The organism is Paenibacillus sp. P3E (assembly GCF_001909045.1).
GTDB classification, from domain to species: Bacteria; Bacillota; Bacilli; order Paenibacillales; family Paenibacillaceae; genus Paenibacillus_AQ; species Paenibacillus_AQ helianthi.
The window spans coordinates 1-23,882 of record NZ_LVWH01000226.1; the positions used below are offsets into that span (position 1 = coordinate 1).

The 23,882-nt window shown below is 48.3% G+C and carries 27 protein-coding genes, 2 pseudogenes and 1 riboswitch; of the genes and pseudogenes, 20 read left to right on the forward strand and 9 right to left on the reverse strand.

Going from position 1 to position 23,882, the window contains the following annotated elements; genetic code table 11:
• Nucleotides 1–201 precede the first annotated feature (201 nt).
• Complete coding sequence (locus A3842_RS29220) at nucleotides 202–1,488, reverse strand: ammonium transporter (RefSeq protein ID WP_371916029.1); 1,287 nt, start codon at nucleotides 1,486–1,488, stop codon at nucleotides 202–204.
• Nucleotides 1,489–1,490: 2 nt separating this feature from the next.
• A complete protein-coding gene (locus A3842_RS29225) occupies nucleotides 1,491–1,898 on the reverse strand; it encodes a hypothetical protein (RefSeq protein ID WP_074083127.1) in 408 nt (135 codons plus the stop codon).
• A 184-nt stretch (nucleotides 1,899–2,082) separates the two neighbouring features.
• Here A3842_RS29225 and A3842_RS29230 point away from each other — a divergent pair, with 184 nt between their 5' ends.
• Entirely contained in the window at nucleotides 2,083–2,268 is a 186-nt protein-coding gene (locus A3842_RS29230) for a hypothetical protein (RefSeq protein ID WP_143186399.1), read from the forward strand.
• Between the two features lie 203 nt (nucleotides 2,269–2,471).
• On the opposite strand, the gene A3842_RS33650 is transcribed toward A3842_RS29230, so the two are convergent.
• From A3842_RS33650 to A3842_RS29250, 4 genes are all read right to left on the reverse strand, one after another.
• Complete coding sequence (locus A3842_RS33650; RefSeq protein WP_074103643.1) at nucleotides 2,472–2,705, reverse strand: Rossmann-fold NAD(P)-binding domain-containing protein; 234 nt, start codon at nucleotides 2,703–2,705, stop codon at nucleotides 2,472–2,474.
• A 37-nt stretch (nucleotides 2,706–2,742) separates the two neighbouring features.
• Nucleotides 2,743–3,054 carry an NAD-dependent epimerase/dehydratase family protein gene (locus tag A3842_RS33655; protein ID WP_074103644.1) on the reverse strand — a complete coding sequence of 104 codons (312 nt, stop codon included), beginning with the start codon at nucleotides 3,052–3,054 and terminating at the stop codon, nucleotides 2,743–2,745.
• Between the two features lie 75 nt (nucleotides 3,055–3,129).
• Entirely contained in the window at nucleotides 3,130–4,263 is a 1,134-nt protein-coding gene (locus tag A3842_RS29245) for an ATP-binding protein (RefSeq protein WP_074083131.1), read from the reverse strand.
• A gap of 185 nt (nucleotides 4,264–4,448) precedes the next feature.
• Nucleotides 4,449–5,195 carry a LytR/AlgR family response regulator transcription factor gene (locus A3842_RS29250; protein WP_143186400.1) on the reverse strand — a complete coding sequence of 249 codons (747 nt, stop codon included), beginning with the start codon at nucleotides 5,193–5,195 and terminating at the stop codon, nucleotides 4,449–4,451.
• A 148-nt stretch (nucleotides 5,196–5,343) separates the two neighbouring features.
• Between A3842_RS29250 and A3842_RS29255 the strand changes: the two genes are divergently transcribed.
• From A3842_RS29255 to A3842_RS29325, 15 genes and pseudogenes are all read left to right on the forward strand, one after another.
• A complete protein-coding gene (locus A3842_RS29255; protein WP_074103646.1) occupies nucleotides 5,344–6,264 on the forward strand; it encodes an ABC transporter ATP-binding protein in 921 nt (306 codons plus the stop codon).
• Nucleotides 6,261–7,058, forward strand: coding sequence for an ABC transporter permease (locus A3842_RS29260; protein ID WP_074103647.1), 798 nt, complete (start codon nucleotides 6,261–6,263; stop codon nucleotides 7,056–7,058). The genes A3842_RS29255 and A3842_RS29260 overlap by 4 nt, the downstream gene beginning before the upstream one ends.
• Nucleotides 7,059–7,089: 31 nt before the next feature.
• Nucleotides 7,090–8,052 (forward strand): peptide-methionine (S)-S-oxide reductase MsrA, encoded by a 963-nt coding sequence (gene msrA / locus A3842_RS29265; RefSeq protein WP_074103648.1) that lies wholly within the window; start codon nucleotides 7,090–7,092, stop codon nucleotides 8,050–8,052.
• A gap of 54 nt (nucleotides 8,053–8,106) precedes the next feature.
• Nucleotides 8,107–8,673, forward strand: a pseudogene (locus tag A3842_RS32250) (Crp/Fnr family transcriptional regulator); the annotation flags it as partial.
• Nucleotides 8,674–9,202: 529 nt separating this feature from the next.
• Nucleotides 9,203–10,225 (forward strand): DUF2804 domain-containing protein, encoded by a 1,023-nt coding sequence (locus tag A3842_RS29275; RefSeq protein WP_074103650.1) that lies wholly within the window; start codon nucleotides 9,203–9,205, stop codon nucleotides 10,223–10,225.
• A 216-nt stretch (nucleotides 10,226–10,441) separates the two neighbouring features.
• Nucleotides 10,442–10,612: pseudogene (locus tag A3842_RS33525) on the forward strand (alpha/beta fold hydrolase); the annotation flags it as partial.
• Nucleotides 10,613–10,705: 93 nt separating this feature from the next.
• A complete protein-coding gene (locus tag A3842_RS29285; protein WP_074103651.1) occupies nucleotides 10,706–11,008 on the forward strand; it encodes an ArsR/SmtB family transcription factor in 303 nt (100 codons plus the stop codon).
• 30 nt (nucleotides 11,009–11,038) lie between these two features.
• The gene (locus tag A3842_RS29290) at nucleotides 11,039–12,430 is read left to right on the forward strand and encodes an aldehyde dehydrogenase (RefSeq protein WP_074103652.1); all 1,392 of its coding nucleotides are present in this window, start codon (nucleotides 11,039–11,041) and stop codon (nucleotides 12,428–12,430) included.
• A 33-nt stretch (nucleotides 12,431–12,463) separates the two neighbouring features.
• Entirely contained in the window at nucleotides 12,464–12,916 is a 453-nt protein-coding gene (locus A3842_RS29295; RefSeq protein WP_178381871.1) for a DUF1569 domain-containing protein, read from the forward strand.
• Nucleotides 12,917–13,122: 206 nt separating this feature from the next.
• Nucleotides 13,123–13,203: riboswitch (glycine riboswitch) on the forward strand.
• A 130-nt stretch (nucleotides 13,204–13,333) separates the two neighbouring features.
• Nucleotides 13,334–14,719, forward strand: coding sequence for an amino acid permease (locus A3842_RS29300; protein ID WP_074083143.1), 1,386 nt, complete (start codon nucleotides 13,334–13,336; stop codon nucleotides 14,717–14,719).
• A gap of 92 nt (nucleotides 14,720–14,811) precedes the next feature.
• Nucleotides 14,812–15,483, forward strand: coding sequence for a YdeI/OmpD-associated family protein (locus A3842_RS29305; RefSeq protein ID WP_074103653.1), 672 nt, complete (start codon nucleotides 14,812–14,814; stop codon nucleotides 15,481–15,483).
• 89 nt (nucleotides 15,484–15,572) lie between these two features.
• Complete coding sequence (locus A3842_RS29310; RefSeq protein ID WP_074103654.1) at nucleotides 15,573–16,535, forward strand: SseB family protein; 963 nt, start codon at nucleotides 15,573–15,575, stop codon at nucleotides 16,533–16,535.
• 98 nt (nucleotides 16,536–16,633) lie between these two features.
• Entirely contained in the window at nucleotides 16,634–16,960 is a 327-nt protein-coding gene (locus A3842_RS29315) for an acyl-CoA-like ligand-binding transcription factor (RefSeq protein ID WP_256701920.1), read from the forward strand.
• 97 nt (nucleotides 16,961–17,057) lie between these two features.
• On the forward strand, nucleotides 17,058–17,795 hold the full coding sequence (locus A3842_RS29320) for a leucine-rich repeat domain-containing protein (protein ID WP_074103656.1): 738 nt from the start codon (nucleotides 17,058–17,060) through the stop codon (nucleotides 17,793–17,795).
• Between the two features lie 60 nt (nucleotides 17,796–17,855).
• Nucleotides 17,856–18,338, forward strand: coding sequence for a GyrI-like domain-containing protein (locus tag A3842_RS29325; RefSeq protein ID WP_074103657.1), 483 nt, complete (start codon nucleotides 17,856–17,858; stop codon nucleotides 18,336–18,338).
• A 50-nt stretch (nucleotides 18,339–18,388) separates the two neighbouring features.
• On the opposite strand, the gene A3842_RS29330 is transcribed toward A3842_RS29325, so the two are convergent.
• The 3 genes from A3842_RS29330 to A3842_RS29340 form a co-directional block, all read right to left on the reverse strand.
• A complete protein-coding gene (locus tag A3842_RS29330; RefSeq protein WP_074103658.1) occupies nucleotides 18,389–18,715 on the reverse strand; it encodes a Rossmann-fold NAD(P)-binding domain-containing protein in 327 nt (108 codons plus the stop codon).
• Between the two features lie 187 nt (nucleotides 18,716–18,902).
• A complete protein-coding gene (locus A3842_RS29335) occupies nucleotides 18,903–19,271 on the reverse strand; it encodes a DUF1304 domain-containing protein (RefSeq protein WP_074083149.1) in 369 nt (122 codons plus the stop codon).
• A 24-nt stretch (nucleotides 19,272–19,295) separates the two neighbouring features.
• Nucleotides 19,296–19,793, reverse strand: coding sequence for a DinB family protein (locus A3842_RS29340; protein WP_074103659.1), 498 nt, complete (start codon nucleotides 19,791–19,793; stop codon nucleotides 19,296–19,298).
• 223 nt (nucleotides 19,794–20,016) lie between these two features.
• Here A3842_RS29340 and A3842_RS29345 point away from each other — a divergent pair, with 223 nt between their 5' ends.
• From A3842_RS29345 to A3842_RS29360, 4 genes are all read left to right on the forward strand, one after another.
• Nucleotides 20,017–20,532 (forward strand): GNAT family N-acetyltransferase, encoded by a 516-nt coding sequence (locus tag A3842_RS29345; RefSeq protein ID WP_074103660.1) that lies wholly within the window; start codon nucleotides 20,017–20,019, stop codon nucleotides 20,530–20,532.
• An 87-nt stretch (nucleotides 20,533–20,619) separates the two neighbouring features.
• The gene (locus A3842_RS29350; protein WP_074103661.1) at nucleotides 20,620–21,351 is read left to right on the forward strand and encodes a ZIP family metal transporter; all 732 of its coding nucleotides are present in this window, start codon (nucleotides 20,620–20,622) and stop codon (nucleotides 21,349–21,351) included.
• A gap of 46 nt (nucleotides 21,352–21,397) precedes the next feature.
• Nucleotides 21,398–22,861, forward strand: coding sequence for an O-antigen ligase family protein (locus A3842_RS29355; RefSeq protein WP_074103662.1), 1,464 nt, complete (start codon nucleotides 21,398–21,400; stop codon nucleotides 22,859–22,861).
• A 59-nt stretch (nucleotides 22,862–22,920) separates the two neighbouring features.
• A partial coding sequence (locus A3842_RS29360) for a hypothetical protein (RefSeq protein ID WP_143186401.1) occupies nucleotides 22,921–23,882 on the forward strand: 962 nt, incomplete at its 3' end.

The following is a 23,882-nucleotide window of genomic DNA, read 5'->3' on the forward strand; positions in this document are numbered from 1 at the left end:
TATTTGTAGTACCTAAGTATTATCGACATCTATAATCTTTTTCTTTAGGAAGATTTTACATGGTTTCCATTCGGTCTAAGCCTACTAAATATGCAAGTGGGTTTTGTCCTATAAGCTTGATATATAAAAAAGCCGCCGGTAATTCCGACGGCTTTTCCCTAGTTAGACGTCCCCGGTAGGGGGGCTATTTACTTTCTGGCCTTAATGGAGAGATTTGTCGTCTTCCGCCAGATAATGATCTTCAAGCTCAATGAATTCAGCTGATCGATGTACGGCTATCATGCCGTGATAACTGATATCGAGTCCGATGTCTTCCTCTTCCTCGCTGGAACGGACATGGACCAGCTTCCCGATCAGCTTCAGACCACACCAGGTAGTTGCAAATCCCCACGCAGCCAATGTAACCAGACCAAGAGTCTGTACCCCTAGCTGATGCCAACCGCCGCCATAGAGCAGTCCACCATCGGTGGCGAACAAGCCTACAGCTATGGTCCCCCAAGCGCCAGATACGGCATGTACCGGAAAGGCACCCACTGGGTCATCTATGCGGCGGGCTTCCAGCCAGTTGGTAGCTGCCATCATGAGCAGACCGGAGACGGCGCCGATCAGGATAGCTGCACCGTCACTCACAAACGCACAGCCGGCAGTAATACCGACCAGACCGGCGAGGGAGCCGTTGATCACTGAGGGTGCATCTGATCGCTGGTAGCGGAATAAGGTGTAGATCAGTGTGATGCCGCCGCCTGCTGCTGCCGAGAGCATGGTAGCAATTGCGATGTGTCCAATCCTGACATCAGTAGCACTTAAGGTGCTTCCTGCGTTAAAGCCGAACCAGCCGAACCAGAGCAGGAAAGCTCCGACTGAAGCTAACGGCAGATTGCTTGGCAGGGCAACCGTACTGTTCCCGGCCTGATTAAACTTGCCTTTTCTAGGGCCGATCACGATTGCTGCCGCCAGTGCCGAGAATCCTCCAAGGGCATGTATGACGGCTGAACCTGCGAAGTCCTGCAGGCCCAGTTGGTTCAGCCAGCCGCCGCCCCAGGCCCAATGCCCACCCAGGGGATAGATCAGGCCGGTCATTAATATGACATACAGCAGATAGGCGCGGAAGTTGATCCGTTCGGCAACCGCACCCGATACGATGGAAATGACAGCGATAGTAAATGCCGCCTGGAACAGCCAGAAGGTATCAATCGAGATGGTGAAATGGAGATTGGAGAGATCACCGCCAAGCAGGAATCCGCTCGTGCCCACCAAACCACCGGCGTCTTTGCCGTACATGAGCCCAAATCCGAAAATATAAAAAATCAGCGTTCCTATGGTGATATCGGCGAATACTTTCATGATGATGTTCACACTGTTCTTATACCTTACAAAACCGGCTTCCAGCAGGGCAAAACCGCCCTCCATCAGCAAAATCATAGCGGCGCTCAATACGACCCAAATCGTATCTACTCCACCGCCAAGCGACTCCAGCGTCACATTCATTTCTATAGTGCCTCCATACCCCTAATGGTTTTGATTTCACGTATGATCTCTGGTGAGAGCGGGATCTCTTCCGTTGCCGGATGGTTTTCTAGAAGGAGTAGAACCTGATCTAGCTCTAGAATGTCTCTTTTAATGCTGTTTATTCGTTTGAACCGGTCTTTTACATGAACGATATATTCTACGGCTGTGTGATGGCTGGCCGGGTGTCCGGCAAACCATTTGCGGATCGGGGAGAGCGATTGGTACATTGCCTCTTCGGCCCGTCTTTTCTGTTCATATTTGTTGATTTTATCCTTAATCCCCTCGATTTCATCCTCTTTCTTGATCTTGAGGCGTACGATGAGGTCTTTTACTTCCTCTGCAGATAGACGATAAACAACATTATGGTAAACTTCATCTACAATAATCATGTTAGATCTCCTTACATGAAAAGTCATAGACTGATTATAGGGACAATATATTTACAAGTCAATAGGTTTTTGTACCAGGCGGCATGTCAATCCAGTAATGTACTATACGGGGATTGCAAGACCCTCTATTATATAGAGTACAAGACGAACGATCAGCAGGAAGATAGGTGAAAGGATGATGGTTATGACCTACTCGCAGAGGTTGGGCAGCTCAGGAGATGCCTCCGATATTCTCTATCTGGAACAGCAGATTGCAGTAGCCAAGCAGGTGATAAAGCGGGCCGAAGCTGCAGGACATAAGGAAGCGCTGGAGGAAGCGATGAACAAGGCTGCGGAACTGGAAACTGAACTGGATGAGCTTGAGAATTAAGGGAGTAGATTACGCCGATTAATTTGCCTGTAAAAAAAGCCGTACTGTAAGGTCTTAAGACCTGTAGTACGGCTTTGCTTATGAGTGTTAGTAACGAGGGTACTTACATCCGTTTTAAATGCCTCCCAAAAGCATACATGACCCATAAATGAGCTTTGGCCTGCGTGTATTTGTACAGAAACCAGGGCAGTGAGGGCAAATAATCATGAATCGCAATGATGCATTCCTGTGAACCGGGAAGCTGGAGGAATTCCAGCCTTCTGAGAAACCCAGAGGCGCGACAGGTTAATAGTCAGAAACGGAATATCGACTAATTTCCGTTTCTTGTGCATGACCTTTGCCGTCTGGATCATCATTTCTTTGCAGGTCATGCTGTCAGGTCCGCCAACATCAATGGCCCGGTTGTACAGTTCCGTGCTCCCAATGCTTGCTATCAATGCCCGCAGGACATCAGACAGTGCAATGGGGTGGGTCTTAGTGCGCGTCCATGTCCGCGAAGTTTGCCTGTGTCAGCTTCGCTGTCGGCATCATGGAGTGGACCAGATAGATGGCATAGTCAACCCCTTGTAATGCTTTTTCCGCAGAGGATATGGAGAACAGCTCACAGGAACGCCATTCCACATGGCTGTTGTTTTCCTTCTGGTCTCCGTGCCTGGATAACGCGATCACATCATATTCCAGAGTCAGCTGCTCCAGCAGGTTATGTCCGATATATCCGCTCGCTCCGGTTAAGGCGATTTTGAGCCTGTTGCCTGAGCTTTCTGTATTCGCTTCAGTTGTATGCATGGGCATTGCCTCCTGTTGTGCGAACGTAATCGGACGATAAGCAAATAAAGCCGTGCTTTCCAGTACCCGTTTACGCTAAAGTTCAACCTCTTGCAGGTTCCATAAGGCACTAGCGCTATGTGGTCTTTCAATGCCAAACAGTACCCACTCGATCTGAAAGATACCATCTTCATATGAAATATCCAGCAGGCCATTCAGAGCTTCTATGGTTTTTTTGATATTTTTGAGCCCGATGCCATGTGATCTGTGATCGGCCTTCGTCGAACGGATATCGCCGAAAGGACCGGTCTGAACGGTATGGGCATACGGGTTGCGGATTCGTACAAACAGGCTGTCGTTCAAATAATGCATATGTACGGTGATCTGCCGCTCTGGCTCCGGTTCTGTTATTCCCTGGCAGGCCTCTATAGCATTATCCAGGGCGTTGCCGAGAATCACGCAAAGAGCTGCAGTGTCCAGCGTAAGTTGTGGGGGGATGGTCAGCTCCAGGAAGAAAGAAATACCATGGCGGGCAGCATTCTGGATTTTGTAATTTAGCATCGAGTCAACGACCAGGTTTCCGGTATTGCAGCTGTAAGCGTCGGGTTCGAGCCGGCCGAGCAGGGTATCCAGCTCCTGAGCTGTTGCGTCTGGTTCACCGGAATCCAGTTTTACACGCAAGCCCAGCAGGATATGCTTGAAATCGTGCTGAAACTTGAAGCTGTCCTCCTGCATGCTCTGGATCATGTGATATTGATTGAGATAATAGATGTTTTGCTGTTCGAGCAGGAGACGTTTGCTGCGCTCGGATTGGGCGTGCATGATACGGTCACTAAGGACATAAATGAGCAGATTGATGGCCAGCAGCAAAGAGGGAATCACCGGGAATAGCTGCGGGTAGCTCCGAAAAAACAGGTTGTTGGACAGCTGGAGCAGTGTTGTAATGCTCAGCAGCGGACACAGAAACAGAAGGCACCAGTACCACCCGGCAAGAGTACCACTTCCGTCTCCTTTGGTAACCCGCAACAAAACGAAGACCAGCAGGAGCATCAGCAGCTTGGAGAAGACCAGGTTTACCAGATAACCCACGTCTGAGAAGGCGAAGGGAATCACTGTATCGTTGAGAAAAAGAAGTGCAGCTATGAATAGCGCACTATACCCCTTCCATTTGCGCTCTCCTGCATACAGCAGCGATAACAGAAGGATTAGGCCGGTGTTCACAGTGATCATCAGGATATCCGCCAGTGGACTGTAATGCAGGAGCATATGGCAGGCGGCATACAGGACGTAGAGCAGGATTAGGCGGCTTCTCCGTTCTATCCGGCAGACAAAGCATCGGCTGAAGAAATAATGAAGAATACCGGGGATCAGAAGGAAAGAGATCAGATATAGCAGTTCCTCGCACAGTATGGTATTCAGGCAAGACTCCCCCTAAAGCTTAAGTAAGCTTTCCGCACGGGAATGCTGTTCTTCTCGCTGACCGGAAGCTCATCGCCAGTAATCAGCCCGATTTTTCGGGCGCTTATCTCCTTTACACTATAAAAGTTAACGATGTAGGACTGATGAATGCGGATAAAATAACGGGCAGGCAGCTTCTGCGCTTCTTCGCCCAAAGTGCCGTAATACTGGATCTCCCCGTCCCTGGTCATCAGGGAAATACGCCGGATGCGGCTCTCCAGGTAGTGAATGTCCCGGAACGGAATCAGCAGTTCTTTTCCTTTCTGCTGTACCGGCAGGAAATGTTGCTTGCCCTGCTGGCGGATGCGGATCGCTTTTTGCACAGCAGGGATCAACTTGTTCATGAAAGGCTCCGTCAGGACAGGTTTTTTAATGAAACCGGAAGGCTGCACGTCGAACAGCTTCAGATGATACTGCTCGTAGCTGGAGATATAAATGAGCTGTGCAGGATCATTGGCATCATCCGCACGCAGCGCATGCCCTGCCGCAATGCCATCCATTCCCCGCATCTCAATGTCCATAAAAATAATATCAAATACGCTTCCGCACTCCATAGCCTGAACAAACCGCTCGCCCGAATAGTAGACAGTAACTTCTATCTTTTCGGAAAAACGCTCTAGGTTGTCCAGAATCAGTCTCTCCACCAGTCCCGCAGCGCGCGGATCATCGTCACAAATGGCGATATGGATCATACGTTCACTCACTTTCCATATGTATCGTTCTATTATACATTTATTCCCTATATACGACAGTAACTCTCGTAAAATGAACAGGCAGAAGATGAGGGCGAACCGCACATGTTATGGTCATTCCAGATGATTATCTAGATAAATCGATAAAGGAGTGTTCCGGTTGAAATTAGCGGTTTTTGAGGCAAAGGATGTAACCAAACGATACAGCTCAGGCTTCGTCCTGCAGGGGCTGGATATGACGATTATGGCAGGGGATATCTACGGATTCGTCGGCGAGAATGGTGCGGGAAAAACAACGTTGATGAAAATCATTGGCGGCCTCGTGCAGCCGACGGGCGGCGAGATTACCCTTTTCGGACAGCGTGGGAAAAAGGAGTTGCGTGTGGCTAGGCGGGGGGTTGGGTTTCTGATTGAAATGCCGGCCCTGTATCCGCATATGAGTGCTGAAGAGAATTTGATGTTTTATTGCCATGTTCTAGGCATCAGGAACCCCCAACGAATTGGTGAAGTGCTGCAGGCTGTGGCCTTAACGGATGCCGGAAATAAAAAAGCCTCGGACTATTCGCTAGGTATGCGGCAACGTCTCGGATTGGCCATTGCTCTTCTGGGAAGTCCGCAGCTGCTTGTACTGGATGAGCCCATTAACGGACTTGATCCTGCAGGTATTGTGGATATGAGACATATTCTGGAGCGGCTCGTGAAGGAACAGGGCGTAACTGTATTGATCTCCAGCCATATTCTCAGTGAGCTGCAACTGCTTGCGACCCAATATGGATTTATCCATAATGGACGGCTCCTCAAAGAGATTTCTGCCGCTGATTTGCTGCAATCCGCCCAGACCCTGCTCTGTATTTCCACTCCGAATGCGGAAAGCGCCGCTGCACTGCTTAAGCAAAGGCTCCAAATCGCAGACATTACCGTCAATGCCCCCGGAGAGCTGCGGATTCCCAAAGCCAGTGTGGATCTGGAGCGGCTGATGGCTGTGTTTTTGCAGGAAGGAATTCCTGTGGAAGGGTTCAATATGTCTGCGCCAAATCTGGAGCATTATTATATGGATTTGATTGGAGGCGGAGAACGATGAAGGATTTCCTGAGGGCGGAGGTTTATTTTTTGCGGAAAGATGTGGCGTTTAAGAGCATTACGGTGTTGTTTGCGCTCGCCAGTCTTGGGCTGGCCGTGGCCCTTGGCAGAATAGGAGGATATGCATTAAGCAGTCCCATAGAGCCGTTGCGGACGGCGGTGTCTTTCTCCATATTCCTCTATTTCATCATTCCGATGTTCATATGTTTTTTTATCACGGAAGGGTTTGAATATGGCTCGGTACAGAATATTATCGCTTTGGGGCAGAGCAGACAGGGGTATATTCTAGGGAAATATCTGCTAGGGGTGGTGGTCATTCTGTGGTGGCTGCTTCAATTTTTTGGATTATTTCTAATCGTGTATCTGTCTGCGGCGCTGATTACCGGCTCACCCGTCGGTCATGAGACAACCGCTGAGGATATTAGTACCGCTATGCGGGCTGTCGGGTTAAACATCCTGTATCTGGCAGCTTATTCCGCTGTTGTGATGATGCTGGGAGTGATGATACGAAAAGCGGCTTCCGCCATAGTAGCAACTCTTTTCTTCGTGTTCGGAAATTTTCTGCTTACGGGTTACCTTCAGGGAACGTCTTCGGCATTCCTTCGGCTACTGTCCGATCATGCTCTAATGACGCAGATTATGAAATTCTCCGGGATGTATGTAGAGAACTCACAAGTCATTCTCTTGACGGGTACAAGTGATTACGTTCGTGCGGTGCTGATTCCGGTCATTGTGATCATTGTTTGTCTAACAACCGCACTGCTGTCTTTGGAAAAAAGAGATATTCATATATAATAGGGGAAATTCGCGAAAGAAGGTGTGCCGGTTGAACGATAAGAATGGAACGGAGCTTGCCACCTTTGCGGGCGGCTGCTTTTGGTGTATGGTCAAGCCCTTTGACGAGCTGCCGGGCATAGTCTCACTGGTATCCGGGTATACGGGCGGTCACACGGTTAATCCGACTTATGAGGAAGTGGGTACGGAAACGACGGGGCATGTGGAGGCTGTGCAGATTACATTTGAGCCGGCGGTGTTCCCATATGAGCGGCTGCTGGACATTTATTGGCAGCTGATTGATCCGACAGATAAGGGCGGGCAATTCATGGACCGGGGATATTCCTACCGGACGGCGATCTTTGTGCATAATGATGAGCAGCGGAAAAAGGCGGAGGCGTCCAGGACAGCGCTCCAGGCGAGTAAAAGATTCAAGGACCCGATTGTGACGGAGATTCTTCCCGCTGCTCCATTTTACACGGCTGAGGCTATGCATCAGAATTATTATAAAACCCATCCCTTGGATTATAAGCTCTATTTGAAGGGCTCGGGCCGGGACGAATTCCTGGAGCAGCACTGGAACAGCCGTGAGGATCAAAAACGCCTGAAGAGCCAGCTCACCCGGCTGCAATATGAGGTCACGCAGCATAAGGTGATAGAGCCGCCGTATGAGAATGAGTATTGGAACGAATTCCGTGACGGCGTTTATGTGGATGTGATCAGCGGCGACCCGCTGTTTAGCTCGGCAGACAAATTCGATTCCGCCACCGGCTGGGCCAGCTTCACTGGTCCGATTGCCGAAGGGCTGATTCGGCGTGAAGCTGACTATAGCGGAGGAGAGGTCCGGACGGCACTGCGCAGCAGGCTGAGCGGAGCCTATCTGGGTCATTTGTTCTTCGATGGGCCGGAGCCGGCGAAGCAGCACTACCGGGTTAACTCTGCCGCGCTCCGGTTCATCCCGAAGGAAGAGCTGGAGGCGAATGGTCTGGAGCGGTATCTGGAGCTGTTAAGCTGACCGCAGTAATTAACGCAAGGGTGATTAGTGATAAAAAGAGGGGACGGCTGGAATATGAAGCATCTTTTACTCCAATATATGACCCGGCTGACTTCTTTAAGTAATGAAGAGCAGCAAGCGATTCTGGACGAAATCCTTGTCGAGGAATACAGCAAGGGAACCGTTCTGCTGAGGCAGGGAGAGGTTCCCGGCTATTGCTATTTTGTCCTGAAGGGATGCGTGCGGCAGCATGCAGTTGACGTTATGGGCCGGGACATTACCTCCAACTTCTATACAGAGGAGCAGGCAATCTCCATCTTCAATGCGCATAAGCCGGATAAAACGTCGGAGTACACCCTGACCTGTCTGGAGGACTGTACATTAGTTGTCGGCCCGCTGGACACTGAGAAGGCGATGTACACCAAACATACACAGCTCGAGACTATGACCCGTCAGATGATTGAACAGAGTTTCGGTCAGATGCAGGAGGAATTCGCCGCTTTTATTGCCTCTTCTCCCGAAGAACGCCTGAAGGCTCTCCTTCACAAAAGACCCGCACTGATCAGCCGTGTCCCCCAGCATCAGCTGGCGAGTTATCTCGGAATAACGCCGGAATCACTGAGCCGGATCAAGAAGCGGATTCACCGCGAACCCGCGTTTCCAGCGCTGTGTATTGTAGCTGACTGGAATAAAAAGTTTCCAACAATGGAGAGCATTCCTGATGCATATGAGCTATGGGAAGTTCAATTGGGGAGAGTGTTTTTTGAATCCATTCATGAATATGATGTATTTGACCATATTGGCCAATTCGATAAAAATGTTTTGATTTTTCATGGGGATCAGGATGATATTGTGTCACTTGAATATGGGAAGAAGGCATCAATGATATATCCTCATGCTAGAATTGAAGTATTTCCTGGAGAAGGCCACGGTTTTTCAGAAGCTGGTAATCAAAGAGTTGCTGAGATGACATATGAATTTATAAAAGCAAATATCTAATCTCTAAATGAAATAGATATCCCGGGTCTCTGTCTAGGTCTGGGCCGCCTTTCCTGAACGATCTTACCGCGTGAAAGACAAGCGTAATTCATAGTCTGCAAACGCTATCATTAGTTAGAGGCGCTTATGAGCGTATCATGGTTTGGCAACTCAAGTCTGGAGGGGTTTACTTATGCAAAATCGAATTCATACGCCCGGTCCTGTGCTTGGCAGCGACGGCGTTTTGCTGCAGCGCGGTTACTCGACCCAAGCCGTGCTTACCTTCAATCGGGACGCAATCAAGGCACCACCCTGGCGAGTGAAGGAATGGGACTTCTATCAAGTGTCGAACGATCAGTATGGCTTGCAGATGACTATAGGGCATGTCTCCTACGCCGGCGATGTATCCGTGAAGCTCTTCGAGTTTGAGACCGGTAAACGGTACGATATATCGAACATGCTTATATTGCCATTCGGGCGTTTGAATATGCCGGCAACGGCCGAGCAAGGCGATCTGACGTATCAGAAAAAAGGCTTCCTCATGCAGTTTCAAGTGGTGGACGGAGAGCGCCGGCTTATTTGCAAGTCCGCTGGCAACGGCAAGCAGTTACCGATCGACATCGATATTCGGCTAATCCAGCCTGATTCTACCTCGATTGTGATGGCAACGCCATTTGATGAGGATAGTCGTTTTTTCTATTACAATCATAAAATCAATTGTATGCCTGCTAACGGTTTTGCCCGGATAGGGGAGCAGGAATATAGCTTCGAAGCCGATACCGCTTTCGGGCTTCTCGATTGGGGCCGGGGGGTATGGCCGTTCAGCCACGAGTGGTTCTGGGGAAGCGGCAGCGGTTATGCCTTCGGCAAACGGTTCGGCTTTAACATCGGCTATGGCTTCGGTAACACATCTGCCGCCACGGAGAACATCTTGTTCTATGACGGCAAAGCGCATAAGATTGGCCAAGTTCACTTCGATCTGCAAGGAGGCGGTGGTTACATGGCCAGGAAAACCTTCATCAGCGAAGATGGGCGATTCGAAATGGAGTTCAAGCCGATCTATGATCGGTACACGGAAATGAAACTGAAAATTGTCGATACGCATTGCCACCAGATTTTCGGGAAGTTTAACGGGAAGGCCGTTTTAGACGACGGTACGGTGATCGAGGTTAAGGATCTCGTGGCCTTTGCGGAACATGCGGTCAACCGGTGGTAAAGGGACTTAACGCAATCGGCTTGCGCAGTTTCATATTCCCAGGTTATATATCCGCTTCGGCCATTTGATCCGCAACGTAGCTAGATTGAGAAGTGAGAGGCTAAAGATCCACTTTTTGGGGGGCGTTTACAGTAAGACTATTAATTGTCATATTCTCAGCGTTAAAAAATATTAACTATATTTTCCACTGAAAGGGGGAGCAAAGAATACGGTGTCCGTTTATACAATCGCGATATTGCGGCTTTTGCTTCGCCGAAAGGCACGCTTGATTGTATCTCGGCATTTAGCTATACCGATTTCCGTGTGGACCTTGAGAAAATTTACTTGCCAATGCTTATTCTCCATGGTGACGCCGATGCGATCGTTCCTGTCGAGATCAGTAGCCGCACTTGATTATTAAACAAGAAAAGTATAGTATGAGTCTATACTATTGGTTTAAATGTTTAAACATTTAAACTGAGCAAACGGGGAGGCACCAGCATGGGAAAGCAGGCATTGCAGATTTTTCGCGAAAGCCTTCCAATTCTTCAAGTATTAAGCGATCCGCACCGTCAGGATATTCTGCTCCATCTATCGGAGGATGGCAGAATGACGGTCAATGAAATTACCGATAAGTTGCCCTTGTCGCGGCCGGCAGTTTCCCATCATCTGAAATTGCTCAAAAATGCGGGAGTCATCAAAGTCGAGCAAGTGGGGACCCAGCGATATTATGAGTTGTCCATGCAGGAATCGGTGGACCTGTTAAGAAGGCTTCTAGCTGCCTTAGAGCGGGATTGTCTCTAGACCTATTTCATAGAAAGAGGAGCAGGAAATATGAAGCAGTGGAACTCAGAGCAGGTCAATGAAATCCTGCAGGAGCATCGCCAGAAATTCCATAGCGGTTATACACGAAGCGTGGAGTTTCGTCTGGAGCAGCTGGGGAAGCTGTCGGATGCGATCAAACGGAACGAGCAGCTGTTACTGGCGGCATTATATCAGGACCTGCACAAAAGTGAATTTGAGGCTTATTCGACAGAGATTGGTTATACGCTGGACAGCATCCGCTACATGAGCAAGCACTTGAAGCGGTGGATGAAGCCGCAAAGGGTAAGAACTCCCTTCTATCTTGCTGTATCTAAGAGTTACCAGTATAGAGAGCCCTACGGAACTGTTCTTATCATCGGACCCTATAATTATCCGTTCCAGCTGCTGATTGAACCGCTGATCGGAGCCATTGCGGCAGGGAACAGCGCGGTCTTAAAACCCTCCGAGAATACTCCAGCAGTTACTGCTGCCGTTAAGAAGCTGATCAGTGAAACTTTTGATGAGACGTATATTAGAGTGATTGAAGGGGAGAAGGAGACCACCTCGGCGCTGATTCACGCTCCCTTTGACTACATCTTTTTTACAGGAAGCGTACCGGTCGGCAAGATCGTCATGAAAGCTGCTGCAGATCACCTTGTGCCCGTTACGCTTGAGCTTGGGGGCAAAAGTCCGGCTATCGTTGAGCGGACTGCGAACCTCGACGTTGCGGCCAAACGGATTATTTGGGGGAAGATGATGAACGCGGGACAGACATGCATTGCCCCGGACTATGTACTTGCCCATGAAGAGATTAGGGAAGAATTGATTGTCCGGATGAAGACGGTGGTGGCAGGCTTCTTCGGACCGGACGCCAGAGTAAGTCCGGATTATGGCCGAATCGTCAATGAACGCCAATTTGACCGCTTGGCCGCAATTCTGGAAGCGGAGCCGAATAGCGTGCTGTCGGGCGGGAAAACAATCAGAGATGAGCTCTACATCGAGCCAACGCTGCTTGCCGCAACCTCTTGGTCGGACCCTGCGATGCAGGATGAACTCTTTGGGCCGATTTTGCCCATTATGGGCTTCCGTCAAGTGGAGGAGGCGATTGAAATGGTGAACGCCCGTCCCAAACCGTTGGCACTGTACTTGTTCACCGAACAACGGCAGGTGGAGGAGAAAGTACTCTCACGCGTCTCCTTCGGCGGTGGGTGTGTGAATGATACGATCAGCCATGTTGCCAATCACCACCTGCCATTTGGGGGAGTAGGAAACGCCGGGATTGGTGCGTATCACGGGAAATACAGCTTTGAGCTGTTCTCCCATACCAAAAGCGTATTGACCAAGAGCACAAAGCTGGATATCCCTTTCTTATTTCCGCCTTATGGCGACAAGGTCAAGTGGGTCAGAAAGATTATGCGTTAATACATGAGGAACCACGATAAGGGGGAGAAAAAGATGAATAATGTGCAATTTGCATCACTGGATGATGTGAAGAAAGAACTGCTGATCATGGTGGGGTATGACGTTATCCCAACCAAACAATGGCCGCTCTATGAGATTCTTGCCCATTGCGCCCAGACCATCGAATATTCTATGACAGGTTATCCGCAGCTGAAGCCCAGGATTGTGAGAAAAACCATCGGCCGCATCGTGATCCGGAAATTTTTGAAGCAGGGCCATATGAAGCATGATTTAACGGCACATGTACCAGGTGCGGCGAAGCTTGAAAAGCAGGGAACTGTCAAAGAGGGAATCGGACTTCTGCTCAGGGCAATTGATGCCTTTCAAGCCTACGAGGGGAAGTTAGCTCCCCACCTGATCTTCGGAGATCTAAGCAAGGAGGAGTATGACCGGTATTTCACCATGCACGTTACGGATCATTTCTCCGAGGTGCAGTTCGCAAGCTAAGCCAATGACTAGAAGGCAATCACCTGACAGAGGAGCAGCGTTGTTTATATTAAAGAGATGCCGAAGAGATATGGAAGTAATTGGCTTGAGACTTTTATCACTGATCTGATACTCCCATTGCAAGTAATATGTTAGAATATCAGAAACGCATGGTACATTAACTTCATAATTCGCAAGCTATGATTGCTATGGATCACACTATAGCAGGAGCAGCTTCTGGAGAGACCACGGGAATTCCGTGGCGCCGAAGGGTTCACAATCTCAGGCAAAAGGACAGAAGAGTACGGAATGTATTTGTCATGCTGACAGCAGCAGGACAGGTATTTTTTCATATTCTTATAACCCGGGAGATTGGATGACATCCAGTCTCTTTTTTTATTGGCATCAATGTATTGTATTCATAAGGGGGAACTAGGAATGGCGCAAACAGAATTAAAAAGAGAGCTGGCCAACCGGCATGTTCAACTGATTGCCATCGGAGGCACTATTGGTACAGGATTATTCCTGGGATCGGGCAAGGCGATTCAGCAGGCGGGGCCCTCCATCATGATTACCTATCTAATCGTGGGCATCGCTGTGTTTTTCGTGATGAGAGCGCTGGGAGAGCTTCTGTTGTCTAACGCGGGATACCAGTCATTTACAGATATTGCCGAAGACTATCTTGGCCCCCGGGTGGCATTCATCACGGGTTGGACCTATTGGTTCTGCTGGGTCATGACGGCTATGGCTGATGTGATTGCAGTAGGCGTATATGTGCAGTATTGGTTTAATATTCCGCATTGGGTGCCTGCTGTCGTCTGCCTGATCATTTTGTTAGGACTTAATTTACTGACTGTCAAAAACTTCGGTGAACTTGAATTCTGGTTTGCTCTAATCAAAGTCATCACGATTCTTGCTTTAATCGGCATAGGTGTCATCTTCCTGATTATGGGGCTCAAAACGGATGCAGGATCGGTAACGGTCCGGAATCTTTGGGAACACGGAGGCGTGTTTCCGAACGGTGTAAAAGGCTTTTTATTTTCCTTCCAAATGGTTGTATTTGCTTATGTTGGTGTGGAATTAGTGGGGGTATCGGCAGCGGAAACAGCAGATCCGGAGAAAAACATCCCATCAGCGATCAACAAAATACCTCTGCGGATTCTCTTCTTCTACGTTGGCGCATTGTTCGTCCTGCTATGCATTAATCCATGGACGGAACTCAGTCCGGCAGAAAGTCCTTTTGTGAAAACCTTTAGTCTAGTAGGGATTCCAATCGCCGCAGGGATTATCAATTTCGTCGTATTAACTTCAGCCGCTTCTGCATGCAACAGCGGGATGTTCTCGACAAGCCGGATTCTTTATAATTTGAGCCGGAAGAATCAGGCCTCTGTTCATTTTGCCAAACTGAATAAAAATCATGTACCCGGGAACTCGTTATTCATTTCTACGCTGGTCATATCTGCCGGTGCTCTACTGAGCAAGCTCATTCCGGAGCAGGCCTTTGGAATCGTAACCACCATAAGTGCCATTTGTTTTATCTGGGTGTGGGGTGTTGTTCTCGTATGTCACATCAAATATAAGAAGACCCGGCCAGACTTACATTTGAAATCCAAATTCAAAGCACCGTTAACGCCGGCGGTTAATGTTGTTGTCCTCGCTTTGTTTGCTGCGATACTCATTATAATGCTGATCGCTAGAGAAACACGTCCGGCATTATTGTTTACGCCTCTATGGTTCATTCTGTTATATGTTCTGTATTCGGTGAATAGCAGGAAGAGGGAGCAGAGCAATAAAATAATCAGTGCAAAACCGACAATCCATTAAGTCAAAGCAGCCCTCAATCCCACAATTCGGTGGTTTTGGGGGCTGCTTTGATTTATTATGGGGAACAGATAACCATTAACGGAGGTCCTTACATGTCTAAAACAATCGCAGACAAATTAAACTTACACAAATTCAAAAAGGTTGCCATATTGAACAGGCCCGAAGATGAGGATAGTCTATCGGGGTTAATAGCTTATGATACTGAGCTGACGGACAACTGTTATGATCTCATTTTTGCTTATGTGCTTAATATGGAAGCGCTGCAGGATCTCATCAATAAAGTGATTGATCATAACTATTTAGATAAGGGCGGCTATTTGTACGCTGCTTACCCCAAAAAGGGAAATAAGGTCTATTCCACCTATATTCATAGGGACAGCCTGTTTGAAGGGGTGGGAGCGGATGAGGACGGATATATTGGGGCAAGCAGCCTGAAGTTTGCACGTATGGTGGGGCTAAACGACGTGTTTACCGTTGTTGGTTTCAAAGAGGAGACACGGAAGAAGAATGAGGCGTCCTCCAAGCCAAGTCAGCGGGTGGATGATTATACATCTATGATTCCTGCTGTGGAAAATGACTTGCAGGATAGTCCGGAGGCGCTGAAGTTGTACCAATCGCTTACTCCCGGTTACCGGAAGGATTGGGCCCGTTATGTATATAGTGCTGTACAAGAAGGGACTAGAGCAAAGCGAAGAGCAGAAATGAAGAAGATTCTAGGTGAAGGTTATAAGAGTATCGACATTTACCGGAGAGAAAAGCCGTAAGGAAGGAAGGCTTAAAATGATTACCTGAGGATGGCAGGCGGGGAGCAAAGTATAAAAAGACTAGCCCTTGATAGAATGGAGACTTGGCGATGAGCGAGGAACAGAAAGATAAAGCAGCAGGAGAAGTTCTATTTATTTCTCCAATGACAATGGAAGCAAGCAGCGGACTTACGATTCAGGATCTGATCTCTATGATTCAATCTGCTCGGTATTCTAAGGAAAGCGGAGCTTTTGAGACGGGGCACTTTGATGCCAAGACGCTCTTAGACTCATTGAAACGAACCATCTTAAATGCCGAAGCGTTGTATATGGCGTACGATGTCCATACGAATTATCCATACATCGATGGTAATGACCAGGTATGGGTGTTCTCTGAGGAAGCATTCTCAGCGAATGCGGCGGATTATTACTTGCAGCAGCTCATTGAGCTGGAAATGAGAAAGATCAGCCGGGAGGGGCTCCGCAGGATGCTCGCTGAGCTTCATCTCCTTGGCATCCGCAACCTTCTCATTGATAACGGGCAACATACGATCGTGATCAGCAGAGACGATCTATTGCCGCCGCCCGATTGGAGCGGAACGCCGGAGATCAATATTCCTCTAAGCAATCCGGAGCTGCAGCATGCGATGCTTTGTTTTTTTCAGGCGATGTATTCCCGGCAGCAGTATGAAGGCAAGAATCAGTATCTTCAAGCGGCAGAAGCCCGGATGCTGGATGAACTCGTTCAGGCAAAGTTTTTGGTGCCGATGCAGCTTACGGAAGAACCGTCACCCCCTGATGAACAGGGCATGAAGACGTTGAAGCAAGGAACGTACATTCAATTTGCATCCCTTGGCGTGGAGGGGGAAGAACCTTGGCTGCCGGTGTTCACAGATTGGCTTGAGTTTGAAAAAGGTTACGATAAAACGGTATGGGGCGGCAATGTCGCTACCTATGAGGATATTGTGTCCCTATCGGAGAACATGAGCGGAGCCGTCATTAATTTCCGGGGGATCGGTTTCCGGTTGGATGACAAGAATAAGCGGATGATCGCCGAATATAAGAGGTTGTAGAGGCTACAAAAGAGGATGTATTGCTTATCGATAACTATGATCCTCTCTTTGTTGCTGCTTTTGAAGACCAGCCTTCTAATCTAAGTTAGCTCCAAGCAATACGTAACGCTATGCTTTCTGGAATTAAGGATATGTCCACAGATGAGCTGACTACGGTGCGTGAACGTAACGAGCTTATTATGAAGGTCCCGGAGCTGAGGGCTGCGAGTCTAAATAACATGACCCAAATGATGCAGTTGATCATGGAATTAATAGCTAAACGAGTAGGCCGTAACCCGGAAGACTTAGCGGTGCGCACTTTTGCTGGTGCAATTATTGGTGTCAATATCTCGGTGATGCTGTACTATGCGGAGAATCCTGATGCCGATTTTGCGAAATTGTTAGATGAAGCTTTGAGTAAATTAGAGGAAGGCTTGCCATTGTGAAGCCGAAATAGATGCTCTCCAAGGTGGATAGTTTTCAAGAAAAATCCGATAAAAGAAAGGATGACAACTATTCAAGTTGCGAAAAAGGAGAATCTAAATGCCTGCTAAATTAGTGAAAAATATCATCGTGTTTTGTTTGGTTTTCGTATTCTTACCGGCAACATCCATTTGGGCTGCCTCTGTTATTACGGACCCTGCTTTGGCGAAAGCCATTCGAGCGGAATTGAAGCTGCCAGCTAATAAAGAGGTGAAGGCCGCTGATTTGCAGAAGTTGAAGTCTTTGTATCCTATGGAGTCCAAGAATAAAATCGTCAGTTTGCAGGGACTTGAATATGCTGCTAACCTGCAGGACTTATTTCTGCCCGGCCAAAAAATAAAGAATATCACACCCCTCGGCAAGCTGAAAAAACTGACGTTCCTGGCTGTTGACGGGAATCAGATTACTGATCTTTCACCGCTTTCCGGGTTAAGTTCTCTGCAAAAACTGGTGGTTGACGACAACAAAATCAAAAGTCTAGTGCCGCTCAAGAATTTACATAAGCTGACTGATCTTCTTGCCAGCAACAATCAAGTAACAGATCTAAGTCCTCTTCAGGATTTGAAGTTAGAATGGCTTATCCTGAGCGGAAATCAAATTCAAGATTTGACGCCGTTAAAAAATCATCCAACCTTGGAGCACCTTTATCTGGACGATAACCTCATTCAGGAACTTGAAGTGCTCGAGACGTTGCCGAATTTAAAGGAAGTATCTTTGGCAAACAACCCGCTGAATGAGCAAGCAAAGCAGGTCATCCAAAACCTGGAGGATAATGGCGTCATTGTGAATATAAATTAAACATGACAGTAAGCTGTCTACTTTCTCCTTGTATAATTTAGTTCAAGAGGAGAGTGAGGCATGAGCACTATTACAATTCACAAGCCAAAGCTAATACTGACTGGAGTAGCTGTACGTACAACGAACGAAGCGGAGGCCGGACCGGATGGGCAATTGGCTAAACTATGGGAAACTTACTTTCAGAGCAATCTCGGTTCCGTAGCTGGTATTAAAAATCCACATTATATTTACGCACTGTATACGGATTATGAGAGCGATGCAAACGGAGCTTATACGGTTGTTATTGGGCACGAATTAAGCAGTGACACGGCCTTAGGAAACGCTAATCATGTAGTTGCGGTCGTACCTGAAAGTAAATACATGGTATTTACAACGAAAAAGGGACCTGTATATGAAGTAGTGGCTGAGACGTGGCATGAGATATGGGCCTATTTCAAGGAATCTGAGGAAGTAAGGACCTATACGGGCGATTTCGAGCTTTATGATGCCAGAGATTTCGATCCGGCCAATACAGAATTGCAGATTTATATAGCTATACAATAATTGCAAGGGGGTGTTCCAAGCTATTTCAGCTTATGGACACCCCCTATCTATTAATTATCCTTCGAATGTCGTTCCCCAACCTGGAAGTCATCCGCATGTTCGAACATGTACTTCACGGTCATTGCATCCTGCCCCGTCAGCATCTTGAAGTCAGCCGTATAATTATCCATCTTTCCTAACCGGATCGCTTCGCCAAAGGTTACCATCCCCTCAGAAGAGAAGGGGGCCTCTGAGCCTTTTTTAAATTCACCCTCGGTTGTTCTTGGAACACCTAGTGCGTCAAATATGGCGTAATTTTCTTCATCGGTGATAGGTTCATAGATTACATGATTGCGAAATACTTCATTTCCGATTGCCACAAAGTCGGTGATGGTCATTAGCTCAGTTTCTGTCGATCAATTGGATATTGAACTCGTCCTCAAGCAAGGCGATGTGCTGGCTAACCGTAGTCATGAACCTCCGGCGGCGTAAGTATGACTTATTATAGCTTACTTTTGCAGCAAAAAAACTGACCCCGATGCAGCATCGGCGCCAGTTATACAAGCTGATCATCAAAAACCGGATTTACAGATTCGCCAGAAGAAGGGCGATAATAGCCAGAAAGGCCGGAAGGCCCTGGACTAACAGAATGGATTTCTTGGCCGTCATGCCGCCATAGACCGCTGCAACTCCGACACAGATTAGAAAAAACAGTTGAAGCTGAAATCCGAACGTGTCGTTCGGATGGAACAAGCCCCAGGCCAGACCGGCGGCGAGAAAACCATTATACAGACCTTGGTTGGCTGCGAGCGACTTGGTATCCTGCGCGAACTCCTTGGTGGTCCCGAACGCCTTCTGCGCTCTGGGGGTAGTCCACATAAACATCTCCAAGGTTAAAATATACACATGCTCCAGCGCTACGAGCGCCACAAGTATAGTACTCAAAATCATCATCTTAATTCCCTCTTTTGTAATAGATTAGGCGGGATAGCCTCCGCCAGGTGGCGGCCAGGCCCCGTGTAGACGGCGAAGCAGAACAATTTCTCCTAGATGGTAGGAATTATGAGAGGCGATATTACGTAAAATTCCGCCCTTGGTCTCCCCAGGAAAACCGGGGAGCGGTTCGTCCAGTTGTGCAGTCCGGGCAAAATCAACCGCCTTCTCCACGCCTTGCAGCAAATGCCTCACGGTGTCCTGCCATTCTGCCTCATCCCCCGGGGCTTCCTCCTCAGGCCAGCTATCCATTACACTTCCTGGCGCTTGCGGTTTGCCCCCCTCCAGGAAGGTCAGCATGAAATCCTGCCAATAGCTCATATGCTTCATTAATTGATAAATGCTGTACGGAATTCCTTCCGTACGTTGTCCTGCAAGCTCCGGTGTAATATCCGGCAAGGCTCTGGCAATCGGAATATGTCCCCGTTCGCCAATTAATGATTTCACAAGAGCTTGACCAAAAGCAGAATTGGACTCGGACATCATGGAGCTCCTTTCAATGTCTTAATATTTGTATTCAAATTATATTTTGCAAAATCGAATTTCACAAAAGTAAATATACCTAAGTTCAGTGATTTTGTCAATTGTCCAGGCGATCTGCCCATTCAATGTAAGTAGAAATATCTAAGGCCAGAATACAGGGGAAACCGGTATAATGTTAGCAGGCAGAGTCGAAATATTAACAATCGGGTCAGGAGGTATACCCTTGTACATAAGAATACTGACATCCGCCGATGCGGAGATTTACCGCGAGCTCCGGCTGCAGTCGCTGCTGCAGAATCCGGAGGCTTTTCTCAGCTCCTATGAGTCGGAGTCCAAAATCTCCATGGTCACCACCCGGATCAGGCTGGAACCCTCGGATGATAATTTTACCCTTGGAGCGTTCGACGCGGAGGAAAAGCTGGTGGGTATTGTAACCCTTTTCCGCGAGAGCAGACCGAAGATCCGTCACAAAGCCCATGTATATTCCGTATACGTCGATCCGTGTGCGCGTAAGCAGGGGGTAGGGCGGGTCTTGATGCTGGAACTGATCAAGCGGGCCAAGCAGGTACCGGGTCTGGAAATCCTTAATCTGACCTTAACCTCCACCAACCTGTCCGCCAAACGGCTATACGAATCTCTGGGGTTTATCCGCTATGGCACAGAGCCGAGGGCGATGAAGCTCGGGGTTGACTACCAGGATGAAGATCTGATGTTTTTGCCGCTAGTGCCCGAGCTGTAGAATATAAATGGAAATTACAGACATAACTGTGCCTGCCGGAAGCATATGCTGGGTCTAGGAGTCCTGTCCACAAAAGGGGTTGAAGACTTGCAAACTGCGCTGCTTGGCAGCTTTTTATCGGCTATGGCTACTGTACTTGGGGTGGTTCCCATTCTGTTCGTCCGAAGATTGTCCGAGCTGTGGAAGGATGTGCTGGTCGCCTTCACTGCCGGGATCATGGTATCTGCATCTACCTTTGGGTTAATGCCGCAGGCGATCAAGGAATCGGGAATCCTTGCGTTAACCCTGGGTCTGATTACAGGTGTACTGCTGCTCGATCTGATCGAGAATAATATTCCGCATATTGATGTGGAGAACAAGCCCGGCTTCACTAACATGGATTCCAAAGCACTGCTGGTGCTGATCGCACTGTTTATTCATAATATTCCCGAAGGTCTCAGCACGGGCTTCAGCTATGCGAGTGAGCAGCCGAGCCTCGGTCCCATGGTGGCGATAGCCATCGGAGCACAGAATATGCCGGAGGGTCTGATTCTGGCAGTGTTTTTGCTGAATTCCCAGGCGACCCGGCGCAAAGCATTGATTATGGCCGCCTTAACCGGCCTCATGGAGATGGTGTCGGCGGTGATCGGATATTTTACAGCCAGCTATATGCAGAATGTGGTGGGGTACGGGTTGGCTTTTGCCGCTGGAGCGATGCTCTTTATCGTCTATAAGGAGTTGATTCCGGAGAGCCACGGACATGGGTATGAACGCCCCTCAACGTATTCATTTATCTTTGGCCTGTTGGCGATGGTGTATATTACTCAAGTTTTTGGGTGAGGTCCTAGGAGGAATTCCGTCAGACCTTGTCGAAAACTTCCTTACTATGAAGAAAAATATACCAAACAACAAACCTGCGGAAAAAATGTCTTATTATACTTTGCTCGTGTATATGATTGCCGGAGCGCTCGGAGCGGGATACTTTCATACCCGTTCTTTTTTGGCGTTAGATGCTCTGTTATTTACAGCGGTACTGGTTTACATTCTGCGCACCGACCGGATCAAGCTGCTGCCGGTGCATTTTTTTCTGCTGATACTTACCTTACTGTACTGGTTGTCTGCCATTTGGGCGGTGGATGTTGAACAAGCTCTGCTGGAAGCGGGCAAAATCTCCTCCTTGCTCCCGCTATCGCTGCTGTTTGCCGGGTTGTCCCGAGTGCTGCGGGACCGGATCTGGTCAGCCTGGGCCTGGTGTGGAACAGCACTGACACTGTGGGGACTGGCCTTTGGGCTGTTCCGCGAAGGCAGGCTGGAATCGACGCTTGGTTATGCGAACAGCTTTGCCGTCATATTGGCGGCAGGAGTTGCGGCAGGCTGGCGTGCTTATAAGCTCTCAGGTCACAAACGCTATTGGATCGTTTGTGTAATCCAGATTGGCGGCTTGCTATGGACCGGCTCCAGAGCGGTACTGGTTCTGGCTGTCCTCGGGGCAGTTATTTATGTATTCCTGAACCGGGATGCGCAAAAAGTATCCATGCTGGGAACGATGGCGGCTTCAGTCTTGTTGGCGGTGGTCTTAGCCTTTGCTACGCGTAATGGCGGCGAGGCGTTTCGTGAGATAGCCTGGGATGCTCCCGAATTTGCCCTGCGCCGCATCTATTGGAGCGATGCCTTTCATCTATGGCTGAAGCACTGGCTGCTGGGTGTGGGTGGCGGCGGATGGGCAGTGCTGTATCCTTCCGTATATGTGAAATATGTGCATCAGCAGTATTTGCAGGTTGCTCTGGATACTGGGGTTTTTGGAGCTCTGAGCTTTATAGGTATGATTATCTTCTCTATACGCGCGGGGCTGCGCAGGGGAAAAGAAGGCTGGGGCTCTGTGCTGGCCATTATCCTGTTCTGCGCCCATCTTGCTTTTGATATCGATCTGGCTTATCCGCTGGTGTTCGGCTTGTTCATTATGCTGCTCACCGGAGCAGAGGCCGAAGGCGGGCCCGGACAAGAAATTCCTCTGCCGCGTTTCAGAACTATAGCTCTGGCTCTGCCGGTAGTAATTGCTATAATCTGTTTTTCATGGCTGACGGTAGGCTATACCAGCCTTGCCAGCGGGAAGTCAGCGATAGCTGTACAGGACTGGAGAAAGGCGGAACGATCACTGATTGCCGCTGCTGCACAGCTTCCGTGGTCCCATGAGACTCATTACGAATTAGCTGCTCTTTATTCTGCTATAGCCCGGTCCCAGGGTGATGAATCCTATATGCAAAAAGCATTGGAGGAAATGCGAACGGCTTCGGATATGATCCCGGAGAACAGGAGCTATAAAGAGATGGTGAAGCAGGCAGAGAATTGAGGACAATAATGGAATATAAGTTAAATAATACGTTGTAATATGTTGGAATTCCTCGTATTATGGGGAAGGATTTCCGAATCCTACACATCCACCTGGGGGGAATTATTCTGCACAACATTTTACGCAAAATCAGCGCTTCACTGGCAGTCCTCATGCTGCTGGCGTTAAGCGCACCCGTACTGACCTATGCGGCCAGTATGCTGAAAGTATATTACGATGCATCTACCGGAGAGATTTCGGGAGTGATCTACTCCGATCAGAAAGACATTGCAATGGATCTGATTCATTCGAATGGCAGCAAGGTTCAAGTACCTTCATCGGTGCTTGGTGAGGTATATTACTCAGATAGTGCCAAGGCTTACTGGTCTAAGGTAAACGGTACGATTGCTCAAGGTCTGGTACCCGGCTATGCTAAAGTTGTTGCGGGCGATACAACGATGTATGACGCGAGTGTAACGGGGAATGTGTATTCGTTCGGGGATGCTCCAGTGGCCCCGGTGATTTATAGTACGAGCTGGTCCAATCAAACCGATAAGTCTAGCGATATCAGTGTTTATTGGCAAGCCTTTGACAGGTATTCAATTTCATATTACAAGTTTTATAACAATGACCAATTCATCGGAATTACTAAGGCTAACACATTCAAAATCAAAAATCTTCCCGAACATTCTTTGAATCATTTCAAAGTGTCTGCAGTAGACGTATTCGGCCGGGAATCGGATTTTTCACCTACCTATACAATGCGTGTCCGTGGGTTAATGAAGGAAGTGAACTTCCTCTTTAATGGAAAGAAACCCGGTTACGCGCTTCAACCAAATGACATGCTGGTATCATTTGTTGTATCAGAAAACGCTGTAGACCAGCCAGATACATGGGAAGATTTGAGTTTGATTTTATCTGATGCTTCTTCGGATTCTCTTTATAGCCCGTATACAATAAACCATTCAGAATTGAGCGCTTCAGATTTTGAATTAGTCAACAAAGATGGAGCTGTTTTTCCAGTAAGCAACCTCTATAATAA

Bases quoted from the DNA above. Each gene is read 5' to 3' on its own strand.
- A3842_RS29220 (WP_371916029.1), bottom strand. From the start codon at position 1,488: ATGAATGTGACGCTGGAGTCGCTTGGCGGTGGAGTAGATACGATTTGG.
- A3842_RS29225 (WP_074083127.1), bottom strand. From the start codon at position 1,898: ATGATTATTGTAGATGAAGTTTACCATAATGTTGTTTATCGTCTATCT.
- A3842_RS29230 (WP_143186399.1), top strand. From the start codon at position 2,083: ATGACCTACTCGCAGAGGTTGGGCAGCTCAGGAGATGCCTCCGATATT.
- A3842_RS33655 (WP_074103644.1), bottom strand. From the start codon at position 3,054: ATGCATACAACTGAAGCGAATACAGAAAGCTCAGGCAACAGGCTCAAA.
- A3842_RS29245 (WP_074083131.1), bottom strand. From the start codon at position 4,263: ATGATCACTGTGAACACCGGCCTAATCCTTCTGTTATCGCTGCTGTAT.
- A3842_RS29260 (WP_074103647.1), top strand. From the start codon at position 6,261: ATGAAGGATTTCCTGAGGGCGGAGGTTTATTTTTTGCGGAAAGATGTG.
- A3842_RS29275 (WP_074103650.1), top strand. From the start codon at position 9,203: ATGCAAAATCGAATTCATACGCCCGGTCCTGTGCTTGGCAGCGACGGC.
- A3842_RS29285 (WP_074103651.1), top strand. From the start codon at position 10,706: ATGGGAAAGCAGGCATTGCAGATTTTTCGCGAAAGCCTTCCAATTCTT.
- A3842_RS29290 (WP_074103652.1), top strand. From the start codon at position 11,039: ATGAAGCAGTGGAACTCAGAGCAGGTCAATGAAATCCTGCAGGAGCAT.
- A3842_RS29295 (WP_178381871.1), top strand. From the start codon at position 12,464: ATGAATAATGTGCAATTTGCATCACTGGATGATGTGAAGAAAGAACTG.
- A3842_RS29300 (WP_074083143.1), top strand. From the start codon at position 13,334: ATGGCGCAAACAGAATTAAAAAGAGAGCTGGCCAACCGGCATGTTCAA.
- A3842_RS29305 (WP_074103653.1), top strand. From the start codon at position 14,812: ATGTCTAAAACAATCGCAGACAAATTAAACTTACACAAATTCAAAAAG.
- A3842_RS29310 (WP_074103654.1), top strand. From the start codon at position 15,573: ATGAGCGAGGAACAGAAAGATAAAGCAGCAGGAGAAGTTCTATTTATT.
- A3842_RS29320 (WP_074103656.1), top strand. From the start codon at position 17,058: ATGCCTGCTAAATTAGTGAAAAATATCATCGTGTTTTGTTTGGTTTTC.
- A3842_RS29325 (WP_074103657.1), top strand. From the start codon at position 17,856: ATGAGCACTATTACAATTCACAAGCCAAAGCTAATACTGACTGGAGTA.
- A3842_RS29330 (WP_074103658.1), bottom strand. From the start codon at position 18,715: ATGACCATCACCGACTTTGTGGCAATCGGAAATGAAGTATTTCGCAAT.
- A3842_RS29335 (WP_074083149.1), bottom strand. From the start codon at position 19,271: ATGATGATTTTGAGTACTATACTTGTGGCGCTCGTAGCGCTGGAGCAT.
- A3842_RS29340 (WP_074103659.1), bottom strand. From the start codon at position 19,793: ATGTCCGAGTCCAATTCTGCTTTTGGTCAAGCTCTTGTGAAATCATTA.
- A3842_RS29355 (WP_074103662.1), top strand. From the start codon at position 21,398: ATGAAGAAAAATATACCAAACAACAAACCTGCGGAAAAAATGTCTTAT.